Source organism: Frischella japonica, assembly GCF_014489845.1.
GTDB classification, from domain to species: Bacteria; Pseudomonadota; Gammaproteobacteria; order Enterobacterales; family Orbaceae; genus Frischella; species Frischella japonica.
In genome coordinates this window covers 106057-128360 of record NZ_JABURY010000016.1, presented here as the reverse complement: position 1 = coordinate 128360, position 22304 = coordinate 106057, and the positions used below count along the sequence as shown (strand labels likewise).

The window sequence follows — 22304 nt, the reverse complement described above, 5'->3', positions numbered from 1 at the left end:
AAGTGAAACTGTCAAATATTTTTAAAACTACAGCATTTATTTTGCCTTTTGTAATGCTTACTGCATGTAATGTAAGAACGGCAGAAAAACCACACAAAAATGTTATGCACTCTAATGAGGCAACCATTTCAGAATCTGAAAAACTTGAGCAAATGCAGGAAATTAATACTGTTTATTTCGATTTTGATAAATACAATATTAAATCTGAATTTGCTAAAGCATTAGATAGTCATGCTGAATTCTTAATTAGCCACCCATCATTTAACATTGTTATTGAAGGTCATGCCGATGAACGTGGTACACCAGAATATAATATTGCGTTGGGTGAACGTCGTGCCTTAGCAGTGAAATCTTATTTACAAGGTCGTGGTGTTTCGGCTATCCAAATTTCTATCAAATCATTTGGAAAAGAAAAACCGGCAGTACTTGGACATGATGAAACTTCGTATGCTAAAAATCGTCGAGCAGTGCTTGTCTATTAATCTATTTAATACCTATAATAAACGGCTGCATAGGCAGCCATTATTTTTGAAATATGAGTTAGCTTTTTTGTGATAAGCTACTGCAGTGTAGTATACTATTTAGCGTCCCCATCTTAAGATCTTTTAATGTTGATTATCGAGGTAATTAAAATTAATGTTTAAGAAAATTCTCAGTTTAATCATTCTAGTTTTTTCATTTTATACTTATGCTGAAACAAAGATAGAAAGAGTTGTTGAAGCTCATGGTCAATTATTAACAGAATATCAAAAACAAATTACTGATTTGCAAGTTGAAGTTGATCAATTGCGCGGGCAATTGCAACAAACAACATATTTATTAAATCAAACTATTGAGCGGCAAAAAATGATTTTGCAGCAATCGGCTGATAATCCATCCCAAACTGAGAATGCTCAAGTTAACACAGCAACGAATAATTCATCGCCAACAACTTTAGCTAATTGGTCAACTTCAGGTAATGATAAAACAGATTATAACTTCATTATTAAATTTGTCGTAGACGGGAAAGAAACTAAGAATGCCATTTCGGCACTTCAACAATTCTTGAAAGCTTATCCAAAATCAACTTATCGTGCTAATGTGAACTACTGGTTAGGGCAACTTTGTTATAAACAGGGTAGAAAAGACGATGCATCATTTTATTTTGCTGTGGTTGTAAAAGAATTTCCTAAATCACCGAAAGCTGCGGATAGCTTATATAAGATTGGTAGCATATTTTTAGATAAAGGTGAAAAAACCAAAGCTAAGGCAGTATTCCAGCAAGTTATTGAACAGTTTCCCAGTAACAAAACAGTTGTTTCTGCAGCAAAGTCTAAGTTAGCAAACCTATCATAAATGGATAAATAATAAGCTGTCGATAATGATTTGAAAAAAAAGAGTTGCACTGAATAAAAATCCCGATTAATATAGCAACCCGATACTTCCTATGGGTCGTTAGCTCAGTCGGTAGAGCAGCGGACTTTTAATCCGTTGGTCGAAGGTTCGAATCCTTCACGACCCACCACTATTTAGAATTAATCCTTCCTTCCACTTTTTCGATTTAAAAAATACTAATAGGCATTTTTTATGTGTTTAGGCTTCTTGCATTATATTGCTTTATAGATTGTTATAACTGATATTTATCTTTGATGATTCCAGTTAACTCTTTCAAATACTTTTTGTTTGAATAATTTTTGATTCTATTAGTATTAATTTAATCATTACCAATTTATCTAATATAAGCTTATTGTTAATAAATATTAATTATTAGCTGAATCGTTTTAATTAATAATGTAAGTTATTTAAGTAACAGTTATTCCACGAATATTCCAAAAAATTAATGTTTTTTAAATTCAATCGATTAATACAGTATTGGTTTTAACACTTTCTATTAACATAAATTTTATGGTAAATTCTCCTAATTAAATTTAATTACTCTACGAGATAATAACAATGAAACTAGAGGAAATTGCCCGTTTAGCTGGTGTATCGAGAACTACTGCTAGTTATGTTATAAATGGTAAAGCAAAGCAATATCGGGTTAGTGATCAAACAATTGCAAAAGTAATGGCAATCGTAAACAAGTATAATTTTCAACCAAATGCGGTTGCTGCCGGATTAAGAGTTGGCAAAACTAATACCATCGGTATCATCATTCCTGATTTAGAAAATAATAGTTATACTAAAATCGCCAATCATCTGGAACAAAAAGTAAGGGAATCGGGATATCAATTATTAATATCTTGCTCAGAAGATAATCCTGAAATTGAAAAACATTGCGTACTACACCTTAAGCAAAGACATGTTGACGCCATAATAGTTTCTTCCTCTTTTATCTCTGATTATTCTTTTTATGATCATTGGGATAATGATCATATCCCAATTTTAGCTTTAGATAGACCTCTCAATCCTGCTAAATTTAGGAGTATATTAGGAGCGGATTTACGAGATGCGCAATTATTAACAACCGAATTTATAAATTATATTGGTAATAGTGATATTGTGTATGTCGGTGCATCGCCTAATTTATTCATCAGCCAGTTACGCAAATGTGGGTTTAGATCCTGCATTAAGTTTGTTCAAAACCAAATCACCTATCTCTATGCTGAAGATTATAGCCGCGAAGCAGCGCATAATTTATTTAATGCATGGTTACAAAAAAATACGATACCTAAGGCATTATTTGTCACCTCTTTTTCATTATTGCAAGGTGTGATTGATGCTATTTTAACTAAAAATCACGAATTACCTTCTTGTATGGTAATCGCAACCTTTGGTGATAATGAATTATTAGATTTTTTACCTTGCAATATTATTAGCCTGGTACAAGATCATAAAATCATTGCCGAAGTGACGGTGAATATGCTATTAAACAACTTATCCAATCAAGGCAGTTATGAACCAGGCTATACTGAAATCAAGCGAAAATTAAATTATCGCGGACGTTTGAATCGCGATAATAATAAAGTATTTCCATCAGCAAAAATGTGATACTAATCTCATTCTTCATATTTATGATAAAAATAATTTGCCAAATTATAGCTTTCTTAGCATTATAGCTGAAACGATTCAATTGTTTTAGACAAGAGTATTTCCTGTGATTTACGTATAAGGAGTTTTTATGTTACAGCTAATGCAAGATGATATTTATCTCAATCAGCAGGCTGACAATAAGCAAGATGCGATTAAGCAAATAGCACATGCTTTAACCGAAAAGAAATATGTCGAGCAAGGTTATGTAGATGGTATGTTGGAACGTGAATCGCAAGCTGCCACTTTTTTGGGAAGCGGAATTGCAATTCCACATGGTACAACAACTACTAGGCATTTAGTCAAAAAAACAGGTGTACAAGTTTTTTGTTTTCCGCAAGGCGTAGTTTGGGGAGATGACGGTGAAAAAGCTTATATCGCTATTGGCATTGCCGCAAGTTCTGATGAACATCTCACTTTATTGCGTCACCTAACACATGTGTTAGGTGATGAAGATGTTGAGGAGCGCATTAAACAAATAAAAACTAAAGATGATGCTATCGCTTTGCTCACAGGGCAGAAAGATAAAGTTGATTTAGAAACGATTATTTTTGATGATTCATTATTAATGCTTGATATTCCTGCCGATAATATGGCAACGTTACAAGCATTAAATGCTTCTAGGTTGAAACATATTAATGCTGTTAATACTGATTTTGTTATTAACGTGATCGATAAACAACCTAATTATTTGGGGCAAGGAATTTGGTTGAATGATAGTGTGAATGGCAATCTTAAAAATGCTATAGCGATTAGTCGACCTAATACGGAATTTTCTGAATCGGGACAACCCGTCAAATTATTATTATCCATTGCTTCAAAAAATGATGCTATCAATTCAGTAATGAATAACTTAGCTGCTTTAGTATTTAATAAACAATTAACAATACTTCATACTGCCGATAAATCACAACTAATTTCAATATTATTGAATGAGTCAATGATAAATTCAGGAACAACGTCCAATATCACCCCTTCAGTGGGTGAGGCATCTATGAATAATAATTCCGTTACGCAGGATTTTGTAGTCTTAAATTCAAATGGGTTGCATACACGACCATCTTCTGTGCTGGTTAAAATAGTGAAAGAATTTAATAGTAAAGTTACTGTAGCTAATTTGGATGGCTCTGGAATACCGGTCAGTGCGACTAGTTTAATGAAAATTGTAGCTCTCGGCGCAAAAAAAGGTAGTCGGTTACAATTTACAGCAACCGGTGATGATGCTCAAGAAGCGATAAATGCGATAGGAAAAGGCATTGCCGAAGGTTTAGGGGAGGGAGCCGAATAATGAGCCATCGTATTGTAACATTTACCTTAAATCCAGCATATGATCTCATTGGTTATTGTCAGAATATTGAATTAGGCGACGTTAATTTAGTTAGCACAAATGATTTTTTACCAGCAGGTAAAGGGATTAATGTAGCTAAAGTATTATGCGATCTGGAGCATAAAGTCACAGCAAGTGGTTTTTTAGGTGATTTGAACCGCGAAGCGTTTAGCCATCTCTTTAGTCAATTAGGTATCGAAGATAAATTTTCTGCTATAGCTGGTCGTACAAGGATTAATGTCAAATTGACTGAAGAAAGTGGTTCTGTCACAGATCTTAATTTTTCGGGATTTACCGTTGATAATAATCAATGGCAAAGTTTTGCGGAACAGTCATTAAGCTTCCTCAGTGATGCTGAGATTGTTGTCATTAGTGGTAGTCTTCCAAAAGGTATAGATTTAACAGCGTTTTCAAATTGGATTGCAAAAATTAAGACTATCTGCCCTAAAGTTATTTTCGATAGTAGTCGAGATGCTTTAGCCGCTGGACTAAAAGCCAAACCTTGGTTAATCAAACCCAATGATAAAGAATTAGAAATGTTAGTTGGTTATTCTTTATCATCAATCGATGAAATTAAAAAAGCAGCGTTTGATTTAGTTAGTCGAGGAATAGAGAATGTAATTGTTTCTTTAGGCAGTAAAGGCGCTTTATGGGTATCGAAACAAGAAGCATGGATAGCTAAACCTCCTAAATGTAAAGTAACGAGTACTGTTGGTGCTGGTGATACCATGGTTGCTGGAATTGTACACGGGTTATTATCCAATTATTCAATTAAACAGACACTAATTTTTGCTTGTGCAGTTTCTGCCTTATCAGTGAGCCAAGCTGGAGTAGGTATTTCTGATAAGACAAAGCTTAATGAGATGATTGAGCAAATAGAAATTATTGCTGGATAGGAGAAAATATGAATATTTATATAGCTATAACAAATCAAATTGGACCCGCAATAGCACGTTTAGCTAAGGCAGAATTAACGTTAGCAGCTAAAGAGTTAAATCATACAATTGTTAATGTTGTTACCGATGCAGCTGTTGTGGTCTTGATTGGACAAGGAACAATATCTGATACCACTTTAAATGGTAAAAAAGTTTACACTGTTATGGATATTGATCAACTTTTTGCTAATCCAAAACAGATTTTAATTGATACTGAAAATAAAGCTGAAATTTACACCGTTAATACCGATGTCTCTTCATCTGATACCATAATAAATAAAGATACAAAAAGAATTGTTGCGGTAACAGCTTGCCCAACCGGAGTTGCACATACTTTTATGGCTGCCGAAGCGATTGAAGAAGAGGCGAAAAAACGCGGTTGGTGGTGTAAGGTTGAAACCCGTGGTTCGGTTGGGGTTGGTAATGAATTAACAGCCGAAGAAATTGCCGCCGCTGATATAGTAATTGTTGCCTGTGATATTGAAGTAGACCTTAGTAAATTTGCTGGTAAATTAATGTATCGCACCAAAACAGGACCAGCATTAAAGAAAACGGCTCAAGAATTTGATCGTGCATTTGCTGAAGCGAAAATTTATCAACCAGAATCGACTGTTAAAACAACACAGACTAGCAAAGAGAAAAAAGGCATTTATCAACACCTATTAACCGGTATTTCATATATGTTACCCATGGTTGTCGCGGGCGGTTTAATTAAAGCTCTGTCGTTTGCTTTAGGCCATTTTGAAAATTTACCACAAATGGTTAAAGTAACGGTTGATAATATTGAAGTGACGAAAGAAGTCATGGTCAATACCTTAGTCGGAGAAGCACATCTGGCGCAAATTGGTTCAATAGCATTTATATTAATGGTACCATTATTAGCTGGTTATATAGCATACTCAATTGCGGATAGACCTGGTCTGGTTCCTGGATTGGTTGGTGGATTTTTAGCGGCTGAAATTGGTGCTGGATTTTTAGGCGGAATCATTGCCGGTTATTTTGCTGGTTATGTTGCATTATTACTGACACGCTATATAAAATTGCCACAGAGTATGAGTTCTCTAAAACCGATTCTGATCGTACCATTAATGGCCACCTTAATAGTTGGATTAGGTATGCAACTGGTTTTTGGTGAACCGATAGCTTTTCTTATGAAGGCATTGAATGAATGGTTAAAAGTAATGCAGCATTCTACTTCGGTTGTGATTTTAGGCGCAATTTTAGGTGCGATGATGTGTACTGACATGGGAGGTCCACTTAATAAAGCAGCTTATGCAACAGGTGTTGGCTTAATTGCAGAACAGCAATACGCACCAATGGCAGCCATTATGGCGGCGGGAATGGTACCGCCACTGGCTATGACAATTGCCACAATCATTGCGAGTAAGAAATTCAATAAAACAGAGCAGCAAAGTGGTAGAGCTGCATTTGTTTTAGGACTTTGCTTTATTTCAGAAGGTGCGATCCCATTTGCTGCCCGAGATCCTTTGCGTGTTATCCCGAGTTGTATTATTGGTGGAGCTATAACCGGTGGGTTAGCTTTATTATGGGAAACAACTTTAAGAACACCACACGGTGGAATATTTGCTTTACTTATTCCTGGTGTTGTTGATCATCCGGTTAAATATTTATTAGCCATAGCTATAGGTTCGCTTATTGGTGGTATTATTTATGCTATGATCAAAAAACCAGAATCCCAACAAGAAATCGCTTTAGCGGAAAAAATGGCTAGTTAATCAGTGTTGTTTTAAAAAGCAAGGTTAAATACCTTGCTTTTTTTTAATTAGAAATGTTGCTGTGTTATGTTATCGATATACGTTAAAACAAGAGTAGTTAGTTAAATTTAGTAATTAAGCAAATAATAAAGCAAGAAAATTCTAGGTTAAAAACAATCTATACTGGTTTTTGTATCCGAAATTTGGTTCTTCGCAACAGGTATGGTATTTTTCATATAATAAATTAATATTTAATAACATTATAAGGATATTTTTAATGGAATGTATTGAAAGTCTATCGATTTAAACCTATCGAGATTTTTTAACTACCTATATTTATATTGGTAAGTATCTATTTATCGAATTGACTATTTTTCAAAGTTTAATACCCACTAAGATTTTTGGCTAAATTAACTCATGGGATAATAATGGTATTACGAGTTATAAAGGACGTGTTTAATTATGCGAATGTAAAGCTACTATATAGTCTGCTATAAGCTATCTATCCATTTGTATAAGATAACGTCAATAGGTTAGATAGAAATTTCAAGCATTTTTAGTATTTTGTATTACTCTTTTAGACTAAACTTGTGGATGGATTATGATTTACCATTTTTAATATTTATTTACAAACGAGTATCTTTAAGCCGACGAAGAATATTATGAAATTGCTTAAAACCATTATTTTCGCAAAAACACCTTGTAAAAGTAAAAATATCATAAAAATTGAGGATTATCATTTCATCATAACGAAATTCGTTAGTTATATAAATAAAATTCAGTGATCTAAATATATCAAAATTATCGAGCATAAAAATTGATTTTTTTGATAGGGAAATTATCAGATATTCCATAGAAACTGTATCATTAACTTATGAAGGGTAACTTTCAACCTGTAATATCGTAGACTATATTGCAAATAAACTTTTTTGTTATAACTGGCATTGAGATTTAATCCGCCAAGAAATTTAATAAAAAATCATGAAAAAATCATCTATATTAAAATCACATTCAGCATATATGTAAAAACTAATGGTTTTAATAAACAAAGAAAGAAGAGTACACTGTTATTAAGGAAGGAAACCTCAGAAATTGATAAAAAATATTATGTATATGATTAGTCGTAAGATAATTATATTACTGCTTGCAAGTTTTCTTTCATTAGTATGTGCAAAAAGTAATCATAAAATAAATGAAATTAACATGAAACTTACTCAAAATCCAACGATAAATAAGTTCAGTAATAGACCTTATTATCAAATAAATTTGAAGAGCTCTGCTGTTAATTTTGATATACGAATAAATGATTTGCCTTTATTAAAATTTTTTGAAAAGTCTGGCGGATTGAATATGGAGTTTCCAATAAATACAGGGATATTAGAATCAGGTGAACAAATTTTAACAATAAAGGTATACCCTCTCAAAGGTAATAACATGATATTACCAAATAGTTATTTTTCATTAGAATTAAATAAAAAGATAGATGCGTGGACATTTGATAACAAAAGAGAAATTATTCTAAAAATACCTGATATGATAGTTCCTAAAGAAGGATTGCCTTATTGGGAGTTTCAAACCAAATTTACCGCAAATGTACCTTATCAATTAACAGGATGGAAAAATTCAGAATCTATTAATAATATTAAAAATGAATTAAATATAGCATATGAAAAAATAAAAAATGCTATTGAAAAAAAAGATATTTCCGCTTTTAGATTATTAGTTAAAAATAAAATTTTCGAAGAATCAGTATCATTATATGAAAAAAATGATGACAAAATAACGCCTTTTTCAGAAGAAAAAGAAAAAATATTGCCCTTTATCAATTGTGAAATAAGGTTTTATGGTAATGGTAAATTGGTTAGATTAGAAGATAATAATGGTGAATCATGTTTAAAAAGTGAAATAATTGAAAATGGGAAATCTGTTATTTATACCTATCCATTATTTTATCATAAGCCAAAAAACTCTGGTGAATTAGAAGTAATAAGATAAATAAAATAGGCGGATAACTCCGCCATTTCTTATATGGCCTTAACAATGGTGGAGACACGCCAATACAGTATCCCATTAAAGACTAATGTATATCCTCGATATTGTATCGACATTTAATATTAATTATAAAGTGAAAAATCAAATTAATAAATTATCGCAATGCACATGGTTTTGTGGCAAAAGCTACAGGGGAACTACAGCAAATTAAGGAAAAATAATTTTTGTATTGCCTTACCTAAGGATAAAGATGACTTTAAAAATTGGATCTAAATAAATGAATTTGAAATTTATAATTTACTTTATAATATAACGGGTTGGAATAAATAAAAAGATCTGACAAAAATTGTTGATATTGATATAAAAATAGGAGAGAAATTTACTTCAATAAGAAATAGTTTAAATAATGAAAATACTAATTTATTTATTGCTTTGTTAAAAGAGTTCAGGAAAGAAACAAAAAAATTATTATTTAACAGATGAGCAGGAAAAAATGATATAAAAGAAATCAAAGAAGTTTTATTTCGACCAAATGTACATTTTACCGAATATAGTTAATTGAAATTTTATGCAAAGAGGTATCTAGTAACTTTAAAGACATTGGAAGGAAAACCGGTTATTAATGTGGTAGAAAATGAAACTTATTCATATCCAGAGGTACGTTTTCCATAATGCTCTATATACCCGAAGGCTCAGACGAATTAGAAGTAATAAGATAGGTAATCATGAAAAAATTAATCAGTTTGTTTTTACTTAGTTGTTTTTTGTTTTCTTGCGGACAAGAAAACCAAGAAAAACAAATGGAAGAAATCATACAACAAGAATTAGCCTTAACGCAAAATTACACACATCGCCCGGCATTCGGCGCACAAGTTACCAAAAACGGATGCAAACTCATTATTGAAGTCGAGGGAGCACAAGATTATCGATTTACTGATAATACTGGACAATCAACCATGTTGCCTTTAAATCTTTTATTATTCAATGCCGGTAAAAAAAATGTCATCATCAAAGTTTACTCAAGAGATGGAGAAGACTATATAACTAAATACGCTAATGCATCTGTTACCATATACCGAGCAGCCGACAAAGATACTTCTTTAAAAGATTATCAACAAATTGCCGAATTTAACTTGCCACAAGGGTTGGAAGAGCAAAAGTTACCTTATTATGAAGCTAAATTGATGATTGATGTTGATGTACCCTTTACTTACGATCAGGAGCTTGCAGCATCAGTTAATTTAAAAAATGTCCCAAATATCGAACAAAAAATTGTCGAAAAATATAATCAAATAAGAACAATATGCATTAACAGAGATGAAATTGCATATCATAGGGAATTTCTTCATTCTTCAGGTATTGTATCAAACACAACCTACGAAAATAATTATGATGAAATAAAAAATTCATATAAAAGAAAACCTATGCTAACCGATTCGGATTCTAGAATAACGAATCGTGAATTTTTACCGATCAAAAATTACCAAATTCAATACTATGCGAATGGTAAAATTGTGGCACTTTGGCAAAAAAATCTACGGCCAATGCTTTATATGAAAGCTCGTGTAAAAAATGATGAAGGAGAAGAAAGAAATATAGAAGGAGGTGATCCTATTTTCTTATATATGCCCCAAGGTAGCAATGAGTTGAAGGTATGGTAATAGTAGGATTGTAGCATGAGAAATGGAAGATAATGACATAGATTTTTGGAGTTATCTCTTTTAAAGGTAAATATAAAAACAATATAATTTCTATGTGTATCTAAAGCCATTTTATAATCAGTCAAATATTATATTTAAATATTTTTATCATCTTCGCACGAAATAACGGTCGCTTTGAGTCGATGCTCATTTATTTTTGTTAATGGAAAGCTAGCATTTCCAAATCACCTTCTTCCCGCAATGTTTACAGGCTAATTCATTAATTCTACGTTTTAACGATTTATTTTTCGATAATGAAAAATGGGACATTTAAAAAACAATGTCATTTTTTAATTTTAAACTTTTTCTTAAACACTTTTATCCTTCTGAATTTTTATTAATAAATTTTTTAATTACTAATTAAGTTACCTAATTTAGCTAGGCAAAAGAAGCGAAAGCCAATATAAAATTATTAGATAATTTTTCGATGAAGTTCGAGTAAAAATATTGGTCAAATACAACCAATGCACAAAATTGCAATTTTGTCAATAAATTTTAAAAAATATAGATATTTCATTTCACTAATAAAAAATAATGCTCTATATTTCCTCAATAGTTTGATCTTAACGATAAATAAATTAGTTGAAATTTCTTAATTAAAAAGACAAGGTGTGATTAGATGAAAAGTATAAAAATAACAGGAGCTCGGATTCACAATCTTAAAGATGTTGATATTACTATTCCCAAAAACAAATTAACCGTTGCCACCGGTATAAGTGGATCAGGAAAGTCTAGTCTGATGTTTGATATTGTGTTTGAAGAAGGACGTAAAGGGTATCTTCAATCATTAGGAATCTTTCCGGGACTTGAAAATGAGAGAAAATTCGCAAGCATAGAGGGTATCGGCCCGACAATCGCAGTTAAGCAAAGTGTTGTACGTCAGAATAACCCAAGATCAACAGTCGGTTCAAAAACAAATATATTCAACCTTCTTGCCCTACTGTATTCAAGTGAAGGGCAGGTTAAATGTTCAGAGTGCAACGAAACTATTGGACAAGATAAGGTCTGCGCTAAGTGTGGACATGAGGAAGAGCGCCTTGAATTAGGCTATTTTTCCTATAATAACCCTAACGGAATGTGTATGAAATGCGCTGGCAGAGGCGCATATTATCACGTTAATATGGAAAAGCTTATTGCAAATAAAAATCCCACCGTTCGAGAGTTATTCAATTTTATCGGGGTAACCCCCGGTATACTTCGCGTCTTGGAAAGGAATTTCAAAGGCTATATGGATCAGCCTTATTTAGAAATACCGGATGAAATAAAAGAAGAAGTGGTAAACGGCCATTATGTCAGCAATAACAGTGCAAATCAAAGCTTCTGCTTATCAAGAATTTTGCAAGCTAAACACAAAAGAGGCGAATATTTAAATGGTCTGTACGAAATAACCCTCTGCTCAGAATGCCACGGATATCGCATAGGTGAAGAAGCTCGCAACATATTAATTAATGATAAACATATTGGTCAAGTCGGCAAAATGACTTTAGACGAGGCTAAAACGTTTTTTGAATCGGCATTAGAACTAAACGAAATAACGCAATTTGGGAAAAATCTTCTTAAAGATATTTTGGGTAAAACAAACTCATTAATTGCTTCTCGTTTAGGGCATTTATCACTTTATAGAGAAATGTCCTCACTAAGTGGCGGAGAAATACAACGACTCTTCCTTAATTCGCATTTGGAATCGAAACTGGAGTCACTTATCTATATTCTTGATGAACCCACAGTGGGTCTACATGAATCAGAAAAAATTGAACTTTTACAATCCATAAAAGCGCTTAAAGATTTGGGCAACACGGTTATTGTCGTGGAACATGACAGAAGTACGATAGAAATAGCTGAACATATCATTGATATTGGCCCAAAAGCGGGGATTGAAGGCGGAGAAGTAATTTATGAAGGTGATTATGCTGGTCTGTTAAAATGCGATAAATCATTGACAGGACAATATCTTTCCGGTAAAGCAAAAATGCCGGTAAGGATGTTAAAACAAAATATCGATGATTCTGCTATTCCCCGTTTAGTCATTCGACACGCCAAAACCAACAATTTAAAAGATATTTCAGTCGCATTTCCATTAGGCATTCTTATTGGGGTTTCGGGCGTTTCCGGAAGTGGTAAAAGCTCCTTGATATCGAGCACGCTAACGCCCCTGTTAAAAAGTTATTTTCGCTTAGACGCCAATAAGAACAATACCAATGGAGAAGAAGTAGATTTTGAAGATGAATCACTATTAATCGAAACAATAGCCGAAAGGCTTGATGGCGCAGAAAATATTTCTGGCTTTGCTGAAGTATCGCAGGCACCAATAGGAAGAAATATAAATTCGAATCCTGTTACTTTTACCAAAATATGGGACAAGATACGCAGATTATTTGCAGAACAACCCGAAGCAAAACGGTTAAATTTAACGGCTGGACACTTTTCCTTCAATTCCGAGGGCGCTTGCCGAGAGTGTCATGGTAGTGGACGTAAAGCTATTTTTCCTGAAGGTAGCTTAAAGATGTACGCAACGTGCGAAAAATGTAAAGGTAAAAGATATAACAACGAAGTTTTAACTGTCACGTATAAAGGGAAAAATATTTCAGAAATTCTTGATATGCAGATTTCCGAAGCGATAGCCCTATTTAGTGATAATGATGTCATTGTTCGTCCGTTACAGATAATGGAACGGATTGGTATGGGATATATAAAACTTGGGCAACCCACTTCAACAATGAGCGGGGGGGAAACCCAAAGACTAAAACTCGCGAAGGAATTAGGACGGCAACGAAAAGGAAATATCTTGTATATCATGGATGAACCCACTACTGGTTTAAGCCTTTATGATACAGCTCAGCTGATAAAACTGTTGGATGAATTAATCAAAAGCGGAAACTCTGTGATTGTTATTGAACATAATCATGAAGTTCTTGAATCGTGTGATTGGATCGTAGAGCTTGGCCCTGAAGGAGGATTAAAAGGCGGTGAAATCATTGCCGAAGGAACCCCTAAAGACTTGGTGAAAAATCCAAAATCACTAATCGGAAAATACCTTACGATTTGAAAAGTGGATACTTGATTATGGCTAATATAAAAGAATTAGAAACCATTGATGCAGAATCGGTGGATATGAATCCAGATAAATTGAGAGAGCTGGATGTCGCCTTGAATTTTCAACTCGGCATTATTAAAGGAATCGCGATTTTGCGAAAAGGTGGCATTGTGTTTGAAAAATATTTCAAAGGTTACCATGCTGAAAATGCTCATCATCTCACTTCAGTAACACAAAGCGTTACTTCCGCTTTAGTGGGAATAGCCATTGATAAAGGATATATAAAAAGCGTCGATCAACCAATACTGGATTTCTTTCCAGAAGCGGAATCCAAAGCCAGTGATATGTTAAAGCGACATCTGACAATCAAGCACTTACTTACCATGACTGCACCCTATTCTTGGAAAAAGAGTGAGCCATTAGATAGGTTGAGAAGGCAAAAGAATTGGACGATGTTTATGCTTGAAATGTTGGGACAAAAAGGCCAGCTTGGGGAGTTTCAATTCAATATGTCTAATGCGCACCTTCTTTCAGCGATTATTACGCGGAGTACGGGGCTATCAACCCGAGAATTTGCCAATAAATCATTATTTAGTCATTTAGGGGTGAAAGAGATCGATGACCAACAGATGAAATCCTTTTCTAAAGAAGATGTCTATGGTGAAAATATTACCGGTTGGATAAAAGATCCTCAAAATATCAATACCGGAGGCTGGGGGCTGTCTTTAACTCTGCGGGATATGCTTCGTTTGGGATATTTGTATTTGAATAAAGGCCAATGCAATGATAAGCCGATCATTTCAGAAAACTGGATAACTGAATCGCTAAAACAGCATACGGAAGATTGTGGCTATATGTGGTGGCTTAGAGAAGATAAGGGGATTAACACTTTTCTTGCGGCAGGCATAGGCGGAACTTATCTCTATTGTGTTCCCGAAAAGGATCTGATAGTGGCAATCGTATCGAAAGTCGACAAGATGATAATCGACAGGTGGGAACTCATGGCGGATTATATCATTCCATCGATAACAGACAGTTAATTTTAAGTCGTTAACAAAATTTTGTTTCTGCAATTCATTCCACCAAAAGGCAAGAAGGTTTTACCGCCATGAACTGTCTAACAAAACGTTTTAGGTTGGGATAGGTGCTGTTCGGGCAGGTGCTATAAAGTGAAAAATATAATGGATATTTTGCTCTCGATAACATGTCGATTAGAAGCTTTTTTGCGCTAGAGAAAAATAACATCACTATTTATTAAAAAATAAACTTAAAGAGAAATCTATGTCAAATTTTCAAGAAAAATTGCAAAAAGGCATGTTTGAAGGTCCAATCATGCCAATAATTATAAAAATAGGGATTCCCATTCTTATTGGTCACTTATTAAATTATGCTTACTTAATCATAAATACCTATTTTATTTCATTGATCAATCCGACTTCTTCAGCCCCGTTGTCGGGAACCGGTCTTTTATTTCCATTATTTTTTGTCTTTGAAGCTATCGCCTCAGGTTTAGCCGTTGGACTGAGTACCACAACGGGGCGATTGATCGGTGAAAAACGATTTAATCATTATCAAAATCTGGGTGTTACAGGTGTCGTCATCGCTTTACTGCTAACCGTGCCATTTATGATTATGTGTTATGCTTTTGGGCCACAAATTATTAATTTATTATCAGGTGATAAATTAAGCCTTGAAGCAACAGTCTATAGCCTACAGTTTTTATATTCATTAGCCCCAGGTTTACTGTTCATAATATTATTACAGGTTTATGGCGGTATTCTTATTGGCGAAGGCCTGACATATGTTACTGCAATATCATTTATGATTATGGTAACGCTCAATATCGTACTTGATCCGATATTGATATTTGTACTCGATATGGGAGTGGCTGGTGCAGGTTTAGCCACAACAATATCGTTATTTATGGCTTTTATCTATTTAATCCGCTTTATACACAAGGGAAAATCAAGAATTCCGTTAACATTTAACTTTGCTCACTTTAACGGAAAAATTGCCAGAGAAATCATACGGATTGGATTGCCTCAGTTTTTAATGACAGCCTCAACTTATATCATTATCGTTGCATATAACAAAATGATCACCAATACCTTTGATGAAAATGCAATGAATGCATGGATATTGGTTGGGAGAATTGATCAGATTTTAGTTATTCCGATGATTGCTATTGCTGGTGCAATGACGGTCTTTATTTCGCAAAATTATGGACGTAATCAACTTGATCGGATTAAAGAAGCTTTTAATCTAAGCTTAAGGGCAATAATGATATTATGTAGCATCATTGCAGCACTTTATGTATTACTTTCTCCTTGGTTATTTTCAATATTTACTTCAATAGCAGAAGTGATTGATCTTGCCAGAAAACAAGTGCTAATCGTATCATTTACCTTTTGTTTTATGGCAATAACGTGGATAATCGCATCATTCTTTCAAGCGACAGGAAAACCCCTACCTGCGGTAATTATCCTTTATATTAGAATGATCATTATTTTTTCTATAGGACTATATTTAGTCTATGTTCAAAAAATGGGAATGAATGGCATTTTTATCTCTATGGCAATCGGAAACCTAATTTCATGTTTATTGTCATTTTTGTGGGTGAAGAAAAGGCTGAAATCATTAAAATTCAAATCAATTTTGGAATAAGTTATTTTCGTTTATTGCTACGCTATTATCTCAAACAATATTAAGCAAATAAGCTAAGTACAAAAGTTAATCAAGTAGAAAAAAGACATATTGTAAAAAATAATTGGGTAGATATTGAATATCATTATATTATTGGAAGAAAAGAATAGGGAAAAAGTAATATTTATGAAGCACATCCCCGAATTAAAATCGAAATTCAATCAGTTCAATAAGATTATAAATGGATGACAATATGAAATTATTAAAGATCTTAATAATACTATTACTATTAATTAAAGGTTTTACCCAAATTCTTATTTGCAACGATGATCCTACTGTCTTTTTGGCGCTAAAATTGAATCCTCTTTCTGAAAATTATAATTATATTAATTATTTAAGTCAAAATAGTTATTATGTTTTGTTTTCTGATGAAAATGAAATGATAGGACAAAATATCATTGATATGATTTATAAGATTCCTTTAATTCTTTATATTTCAGTTTTACTGATATTATTTTTTTTAAAACATAAAAATGCCAAAGAGAAAACCCTATGAAGCAATTTTTACTACATATTACTTTTTTGATATTTTTTTGCTTTTTATAAAGCGGTTAATTAACCACAATTATTAAGTAACGAAATAAAGAAACAGTTACTCGAAAGAAGATTAGATAATTATGATATATCGTAACTTATAAACAAAGACATCAAAGAAATTTATTCTGATGATGATTTTAAGTTTAAACTGGATGCTTATTTATCCCATTTCAAAAATAATCACTGGGTATTTGATAAAGCGGAAATAAATTCACTATTATCTAAAATCAGGTATATACTCTTCATAAGATGTGATAAGCGCAACAGCAAGATTTATGAGATATTTATTATATATAACATTACTTATTTTTAGCCTTTCCTGTGTAGGTACAACTATAAAACCAGTCCCTATTGCTAATAAATTAAAAATTACCGATCAAATAGAATTAATCTTCTTAACTTATAATAAAGAATTCAATCTTTATTCAGATCCAAGATTAATTAACAATGAAGTGACATCTAAAATCGAAGGATATTATGATGATGAGCAATATACCGGTATTGACTCAATAGATATTAAAATATCTGATAATAAACATTATGTTAAAATGGATGCGATTATCAAAGGTTATGTTGAAATATCAGACAATGAAAAAATGCTACACGAAAACTATCAATGTGTCATTATCGATATCAAAAACTCAAAAGTTGTCTGGTCTGGGGTAGAGATGTGTGACGGTGAGTGGAAAGATAATCAATGGATAAGTCATGGAAAAGTCGAATTTGATGGCAAATGAAACTTAAGTTCGAAAGAAAGATAAACAACTAAAAAACATGGGAATTTTAAAATGAGAATATTATTACTGATTCTATTGTCTTTGGTTAACATAGCATGTAGTCAAAAAATAGAAAATCAATCAGCAGTGACTCAAACAACCCCACATTTTGATGCTACGGTTTATCAACTTATTGACCTTTTTAATAAAAAGAATTTTAAAGAAATTAACCAATATATTAATAAAGATATAGGTCTTTTCATTGTATATAATGCGAGTACCAGTCCCACAATGAGAAGAATTGAACAATTTAAATTTAATGATAAAGGAGTTGAAAATAAAATACCCTCTTGGGTAGAAGATGAATTGCTAGGGGTTACAATATCTGGCAATCCTAAAATACAATATGAACAATATTCTACATTTGATCCATGTAGTGAAAAAGTCACTAAACTAGGTCTGTATGCCAATTCAAAAGAAAAAAATATTGAGGCTTTAAAAATAGCGCTTAATTATTATCATTGGGAACTAAAACACTATCAATTTGAAAAAAATCCTGTTTGAGAGGAATATCAATCCATTGCCGATAAAATAGCCCCTAAAACAGTTAAAGTTGTTTATATAGAAAACTTTCCAGGGATATATGATGAAAAAAATATTTTCATATTTTATCTAACCCAATTAGATAATAAATGGTATTTAACCATTCTAGATTTTTATACTATGGATTGCCGTGCATAATATGCGTGATAATAAAAAAATATATTGGCAGAAATTGTTAATATTCATAGTAACTTATCAATTAAAAATTCACCTAAAATAAAGCGGAAATAAATTCACTATTATCTGAAATTAGGTATATACTCTCCATAAATTCTGAAAACCGCACTCATATACTGCACCCGTTATTCTATACAAGCGTTTTTTAAAGTACGGGGGAGTAAAAAATGTACAAGGAATATTGGCAATGAGATTGATAATAGCATGTATAACCCTCTTATTTATGAGTAATCAAATAGCGAATAGCCAACCGATTAATAAAAATAAAAAAGACGATCTTATTACCCAAATTATGCAAGCTCCCCTTGCCAGCCCGCCAATTGGTGATAAACATGTTTTATATCCTTTTGCCACACATTGGCAACATGCAGAAACAGAAAATGAACGTTCGGGGAGTGAGAAGGCTTTTGATGAATTGGCCGGAAATTTAGATAAGCAGTCCCAATCAGAACAATCCTATAAGATCACTTTAACTATTGAAAATTTAAAACAGGTTTTTAATATCCCATATGATATCTATTCTGATATTATTGATGATATTACAAAACATGAGATTAAAGTTCATGTAGAGAAATTAGCTAGTTCGCCTCATTTTGATCTGTTTCTACTTACCACTGAATCCCTTGATTTAAAATGTAATCCTTGTGAATACGAATCTAAATTTACCCTACAAACCATTATTTCTATTTCTGCTGATAAAATTATAGATAAGTTGGTAGTAGCTTACAAATCTGGAAGTGATATAGGCAGAAGTTATCGTTTTTTCTATTATAACAAGGAAAAAATAATTATTAGGGAACTTGAACGTGATGAGATAAATAGTTTTGCTTCTGAAATAAAAACATATCAACTCTCCTCCCAAGGCAAATTTATCCGCTATTATGACGAAAATGGTCTATTTCAAAACCAAGAAGAGCAAGGCTTAGTTCAAAACCATACCCGCGAAGGTTTATGGATTGAAATGAAGCCAAACGGTTATACTCATAACAATACTTACTTAGAAGCCGAATATAAAAATGGTTTGCCCGTTAATATTTGGAAATTTTATCAATTAGAACAGCATTATAATGAACTCAATGAACCTATCTTATCCACCCGCAAAAAAGGCAAACTTTTGTACACAGAAACCTATAAAGACGGTGAGCTTGTGAATCGGGTGTTTATAGATGATGAAGTGGCTAAAATTAAAAAGGGGTAATATAGTATGAAAACGATAGTTATACCCTTTATCATCATCTTCTTGATGATAGGTTGTAATCAAATGGCGAATAGCCAACCGATTAATAAAAATAAAAAAGACGATCTTATTACCCAAATTATGCAAGCTCCCCTTGCCAGCCCGCCAATTGGTGATAAACATGTTTTATATCCTTTTGCCACACATTGGCAACATGCAGAAACAGAAAGTGAACGTTCGGGGAATGAAAAGGCTTTTGATGAATTAGCCGGAAATTTAGATAAGCAGTCCCAATCAGAACAATCCTATAAGATTACTTTAACCCAAGAAAATTTAAAGCAGATTGTTCAGGATTCCTATGATATCCCATTTAATATCAACGATATTTTAAACCAGAAGATTACAGTTCATGTGGAAAAAATAGCCGGCTTTCCTCAGTTTGATCTGTTTCTACTCACCACCGAGAACCTTGAGTTAGAATGCAACCATTGCGAGTATGGAAGACACCTTATTTTTCAATCCATTATCTCTATCAGTTCTGATCAAATTGTGGATAAATTAGCAGCCACTTACGAATATGGAAATGATCTGGGTAGAAGCTATCGATTTTTCTATTATGATAATGGGAAAATAATTATTAGGGATTTTGGTAGTGATGAGACAGACAGTGCTGCTAATGAAAAAAGAACATACCAACTGACACCCCAAGGCAAATTCATCCGCTATTATGATACTAATGGTTCTTTTCAAAATACAGATCTTAATGATACAGAGGAAGGTTTAGTTCAAAACCATACTCGCGAGGGGTATGGATAGAGATAACAGGCAGTAAATATGCGCCTCTAGATATCGGTTATATTTATCTCGAATCGGAATATAAAAATGGTTTACTTGATGGTGTCCGGAAATGTTATCAATTAGACTATCAAAAGAAATTAGATGGTTCTAAGGATCTATCTTCTGCTAAAAAAGGCAAACTTTTGTACACAGAAACCTATAAAGACGGTGAGCTTGTCGAACGTAAATTTGTGGATAAAGAAATTGATGAATTGAATTAAAGATTGTGTAGTAAACAAATGATTATTATGCTTATCACCCTCATAAATATGAATGGTGGTAAGTAAACAATATTACCTCACGGCTATTGGCAGGAGGTAACAGAAGAGCAAGCTAAGTCATTATCTTGTTTAGTTAAATTTCTTTTACAACACTATAATTTAACAATAGACGATGTAAAATGTCACGAAGATTTATGTGCAAAAGATCCAAATGAAGGAAAAGATGTATATAAAAAAATGATGAATTATTGGCATTAATTATATAAAAAAATTTAACAGTTTAAGAGTAAAATAATGAATAAATTTTTAATACTGATAACAAGCTTATTAATAATTTTCTCTTGTAAAGCGCAAGATGAGATTACCAATATTTCTAAGTCATGTCATGATTTAAAATTTCGAAATCTAATTTATTATCAAATGTGTTTAGATTGGAATTTAAGTGCAGACAATATTCTCGAAATTACTCAAAATAAGCACGAAGAGTACTTACCTGATGATGTTAATTTTGAACATTTCTATGGTTTTACCCCTGATGGTATCTATATTAAAGCTGAATTAACGAAAAATAATAAACTTTATGATATCCTGTTAGGTTCGCAGTCATGGTTTTTACTTACCGATAAGCACACTGAACAATCACAACTATATTCTTATCGAGATCCTAAAAATTCTCGATACTTTCTAGGGGACTTTGTCACCGAAGCATTAGTCGAACAACATCCTGAGTTAGAAGAACGCTACAAACAACATTATCAAACAGCAATTAACACTATTTCGCAATATCAACCAACTACCTTAAAAGATTTTAATGGTCATTATTTTTCCACTAATTTAACTGTTACTATTAGTGATACTAAGATTAAACTCAATACGCTTGATTATGATTTACCATTATTCATAAAAGACGATGACAATATTTGCGCCTATCAAGGATTAGCAAAAGAACAAACACAAGGCGATTTTATCTTTACCCTGTTTATTAAGGATAAAAAATATTATTTTCAATCACCAGACTTTATGGATAATAAAATGATTGAAGTTTATAAAAGAGATTAAAAATGAAGAAACATATCCTTCTTTTTCTGTTTTTTATGCTAATTATCATCGGTAGTTCAAATGGCAGTACGAAAAATACCGCCATTCAACATACTTTGCCTTTTACATCTGATGGGTTAAAGAAATTTTATTCTTATTACATCTGATGGGTTAAAGAAATTTTATTCTTATGATGAAAATACGGGTACTTATAAAATAAATGCTCAATTTTTGGAAAAAAAGAATTTACCCAATTAGAAAAAAATATTAAGCCTAAAAATTTTCATGATTATTATTCAATATCAAAATATTATTACCCTGTGTTAGACGTTTCAATTGGTTTACAAAGAGTACAGGGATTATATACGAAGGATGGGTTGAGTCAGAATATCCCTGTTTATTTTTTCAAATAAACAGTTATGATCATGCAGGAAATAGGATTGATGCTTTATTAATAGACAATAGATTCACATTTGAAGTCACCTACTGGAATGATTTTGCCATTGATAAAGATGGAAATATATTCATTCAAGAATTTTCTAAAAATGAGGTTTTAATTGATGATAGAGGAAATATTATCAAA

General features: G+C 32.5%; 17 protein-coding genes and 1 tRNA gene. All 18 read left to right on the top strand.

Annotated features, from left to right (window positions below; all coding sequences use genetic code 11):
- The first annotated feature begins 2 nt into the window (after window positions 1-2).
- The 18 genes from pal (at window position 3) to FcAc13_RS07490 (ending at window position 21742) form a co-directional block, all read left to right on the top strand.
- A complete protein-coding gene (gene pal / locus FcAc13_RS07575; protein WP_343066779.1) occupies window positions 3-482 on the top strand; it encodes a peptidoglycan-associated lipoprotein Pal in 480 nt (159 codons plus the stop codon).
- Window positions 483-636: 154 nt separating this feature from the next.
- On the top strand, window positions 637-1335 hold the full coding sequence (ybgF, locus tag FcAc13_RS07570; RefSeq protein ID WP_187755604.1) for a tol-pal system protein YbgF: 699 nt from the start codon (window positions 637-639) through the stop codon (window positions 1333-1335).
- Window positions 1336-1428: 93 nt separating this feature from the next.
- Window positions 1429-1504: transfer RNA gene (locus FcAc13_RS07565), tRNA-Lys, on the top strand.
- Window positions 1505-1932: 428 nt separating this feature from the next.
- Window positions 1933-2970: a catabolite repressor/activator gene (cra, locus tag FcAc13_RS07560; RefSeq protein ID WP_187755603.1), complete on the top strand. Its 1038-nt coding sequence runs from the start codon at window positions 1933-1935 to the stop codon at window positions 2968-2970.
- Window positions 2971-3100: 130 nt separating this feature from the next.
- A complete protein-coding gene (gene fruB / locus FcAc13_RS07555; RefSeq protein ID WP_187755602.1) occupies window positions 3101-4297 on the top strand; it encodes a fused PTS fructose transporter subunit IIA/HPr protein in 1197 nt (398 codons plus the stop codon).
- Window positions 4297-5232 carry a 1-phosphofructokinase gene (gene fruK, locus FcAc13_RS07550; RefSeq protein ID WP_187755601.1) on the top strand — a complete coding sequence of 312 codons (936 nt, stop codon included), beginning with the start codon at window positions 4297-4299 and terminating at the stop codon, window positions 5230-5232. The genes fruB and fruK overlap by 1 nt, the downstream gene beginning before the upstream one ends.
- A gap of 8 nt (window positions 5233-5240) precedes the next feature.
- Entirely contained in the window at window positions 5241-7007 is a 1767-nt protein-coding gene (locus tag FcAc13_RS07545) for a fructose-specific PTS transporter subunit EIIC (RefSeq protein ID WP_187755600.1), read from the top strand.
- 1182 nt (window positions 7008-8189) lie between these two features.
- Complete coding sequence (locus tag FcAc13_RS07540; RefSeq protein ID WP_187755599.1) at window positions 8190-8981, top strand: hypothetical protein; 792 nt, start codon at window positions 8190-8192, stop codon at window positions 8979-8981.
- A 722-nt stretch (window positions 8982-9703) separates the two neighbouring features.
- A complete protein-coding gene (locus tag FcAc13_RS07535; protein ID WP_187755598.1) occupies window positions 9704-10639 on the top strand; it encodes a hypothetical protein in 936 nt (311 codons plus the stop codon).
- Window positions 10640-11297: 658 nt separating this feature from the next.
- Complete coding sequence (locus FcAc13_RS07530; RefSeq protein ID WP_187755597.1) at window positions 11298-13724, top strand: excinuclease ABC subunit UvrA; 2427 nt, start codon at window positions 11298-11300, stop codon at window positions 13722-13724.
- A gap of 17 nt (window positions 13725-13741) precedes the next feature.
- Window positions 13742-14752: a serine hydrolase domain-containing protein gene (locus tag FcAc13_RS07525; protein WP_223064556.1), complete on the top strand. Its 1011-nt coding sequence runs from the start codon at window positions 13742-13744 to the stop codon at window positions 14750-14752.
- A 241-nt stretch (window positions 14753-14993) separates the two neighbouring features.
- On the top strand, window positions 14994-16376 hold the full coding sequence (locus FcAc13_RS07520) for an MATE family efflux transporter (RefSeq protein ID WP_187755596.1): 1383 nt from the start codon (window positions 14994-14996) through the stop codon (window positions 16374-16376).
- Between the two features lie 232 nt (window positions 16377-16608).
- A complete protein-coding gene (locus FcAc13_RS07515) occupies window positions 16609-16911 on the top strand; it encodes a hypothetical protein (protein ID WP_187755595.1) in 303 nt (100 codons plus the stop codon).
- 316 nt (window positions 16912-17227) lie between these two features.
- A complete protein-coding gene (locus FcAc13_RS07510; RefSeq protein ID WP_187755594.1) occupies window positions 17228-17689 on the top strand; it encodes a hypothetical protein in 462 nt (153 codons plus the stop codon).
- Window positions 17690-17740: 51 nt separating this feature from the next.
- Window positions 17741-18232 carry a hypothetical protein gene (locus FcAc13_RS07505; protein ID WP_187755593.1) on the top strand — a complete coding sequence of 164 codons (492 nt, stop codon included), beginning with the start codon at window positions 17741-17743 and terminating at the stop codon, window positions 18230-18232.
- 403 nt (window positions 18233-18635) lie between these two features.
- Complete coding sequence (locus FcAc13_RS07500; RefSeq protein ID WP_187755592.1) at window positions 18636-19646, top strand: toxin-antitoxin system YwqK family antitoxin; 1011 nt, start codon at window positions 18636-18638, stop codon at window positions 19644-19646.
- Window positions 19647-19652: 6 nt separating this feature from the next.
- Window positions 19653-20441 carry a hypothetical protein gene (locus tag FcAc13_RS07495; RefSeq protein ID WP_187755591.1) on the top strand — a complete coding sequence of 263 codons (789 nt, stop codon included), beginning with the start codon at window positions 19653-19655 and terminating at the stop codon, window positions 20439-20441.
- Window positions 20442-20977: 536 nt separating this feature from the next.
- Window positions 20978-21742 carry a hypothetical protein gene (locus FcAc13_RS07490; protein WP_187755590.1) on the top strand — a complete coding sequence of 255 codons (765 nt, stop codon included), beginning with the start codon at window positions 20978-20980 and terminating at the stop codon, window positions 21740-21742.
- Window positions 21743-22304 lie beyond the last annotated feature (562 nt).

Bases quoted from the DNA above. Each gene is read 5' to 3' on its own strand.
- ybgF (WP_187755604.1), top strand. From the start codon at position 637: ATGTTTAAGAAAATTCTCAGTTTAATCATTCTAGTTTTTTCATTTTAT.
- FcAc13_RS07515 (WP_187755595.1), top strand. From the start codon at position 16,609: ATGAAATTATTAAAGATCTTAATAATACTATTACTATTAATTAAAGGT.
- FcAc13_RS07495 (WP_187755591.1), top strand. From the start codon at position 19,653: ATGAAAACGATAGTTATACCCTTTATCATCATCTTCTTGATGATAGGT.
- FcAc13_RS07535 (WP_187755598.1), top strand. From the start codon at position 9,704: ATGAAAAAATTAATCAGTTTGTTTTTACTTAGTTGTTTTTTGTTTTCT.
- FcAc13_RS07490 (WP_187755590.1), top strand. From the start codon at position 20,978: ATGAATAAATTTTTAATACTGATAACAAGCTTATTAATAATTTTCTCT.
- fruK (WP_187755601.1), top strand. From the start codon at position 4,297: ATGAGCCATCGTATTGTAACATTTACCTTAAATCCAGCATATGATCTC.
- cra (WP_187755603.1), top strand. From the start codon at position 1,933: ATGAAACTAGAGGAAATTGCCCGTTTAGCTGGTGTATCGAGAACTACT.
- FcAc13_RS07505 (WP_187755593.1), top strand. From the start codon at position 17,741: ATGAGAATATTATTACTGATTCTATTGTCTTTGGTTAACATAGCATGT.
- FcAc13_RS07510 (WP_187755594.1), top strand. From the start codon at position 17,228: ATGAGATATTTATTATATATAACATTACTTATTTTTAGCCTTTCCTGT.
- FcAc13_RS07540 (WP_187755599.1), top strand. From the start codon at position 8,190: ATGAAACTTACTCAAAATCCAACGATAAATAAGTTCAGTAATAGACCT.
- FcAc13_RS07520 (WP_187755596.1), top strand. From the start codon at position 14,994: ATGTCAAATTTTCAAGAAAAATTGCAAAAAGGCATGTTTGAAGGTCCA.
- FcAc13_RS07545 (WP_187755600.1), top strand. From the start codon at position 5,241: ATGAATATTTATATAGCTATAACAAATCAAATTGGACCCGCAATAGCA.
- FcAc13_RS07500 (WP_187755592.1), top strand. From the start codon at position 18,636: ATGAGATTGATAATAGCATGTATAACCCTCTTATTTATGAGTAATCAA.
- FcAc13_RS07530 (WP_187755597.1), top strand. From the start codon at position 11,298: ATGAAAAGTATAAAAATAACAGGAGCTCGGATTCACAATCTTAAAGAT.
- fruB (WP_187755602.1), top strand. From the start codon at position 3,101: ATGTTACAGCTAATGCAAGATGATATTTATCTCAATCAGCAGGCTGAC.
- FcAc13_RS07525 (WP_223064556.1), top strand. From the start codon at position 13,742: ATGGCTAATATAAAAGAATTAGAAACCATTGATGCAGAATCGGTGGAT.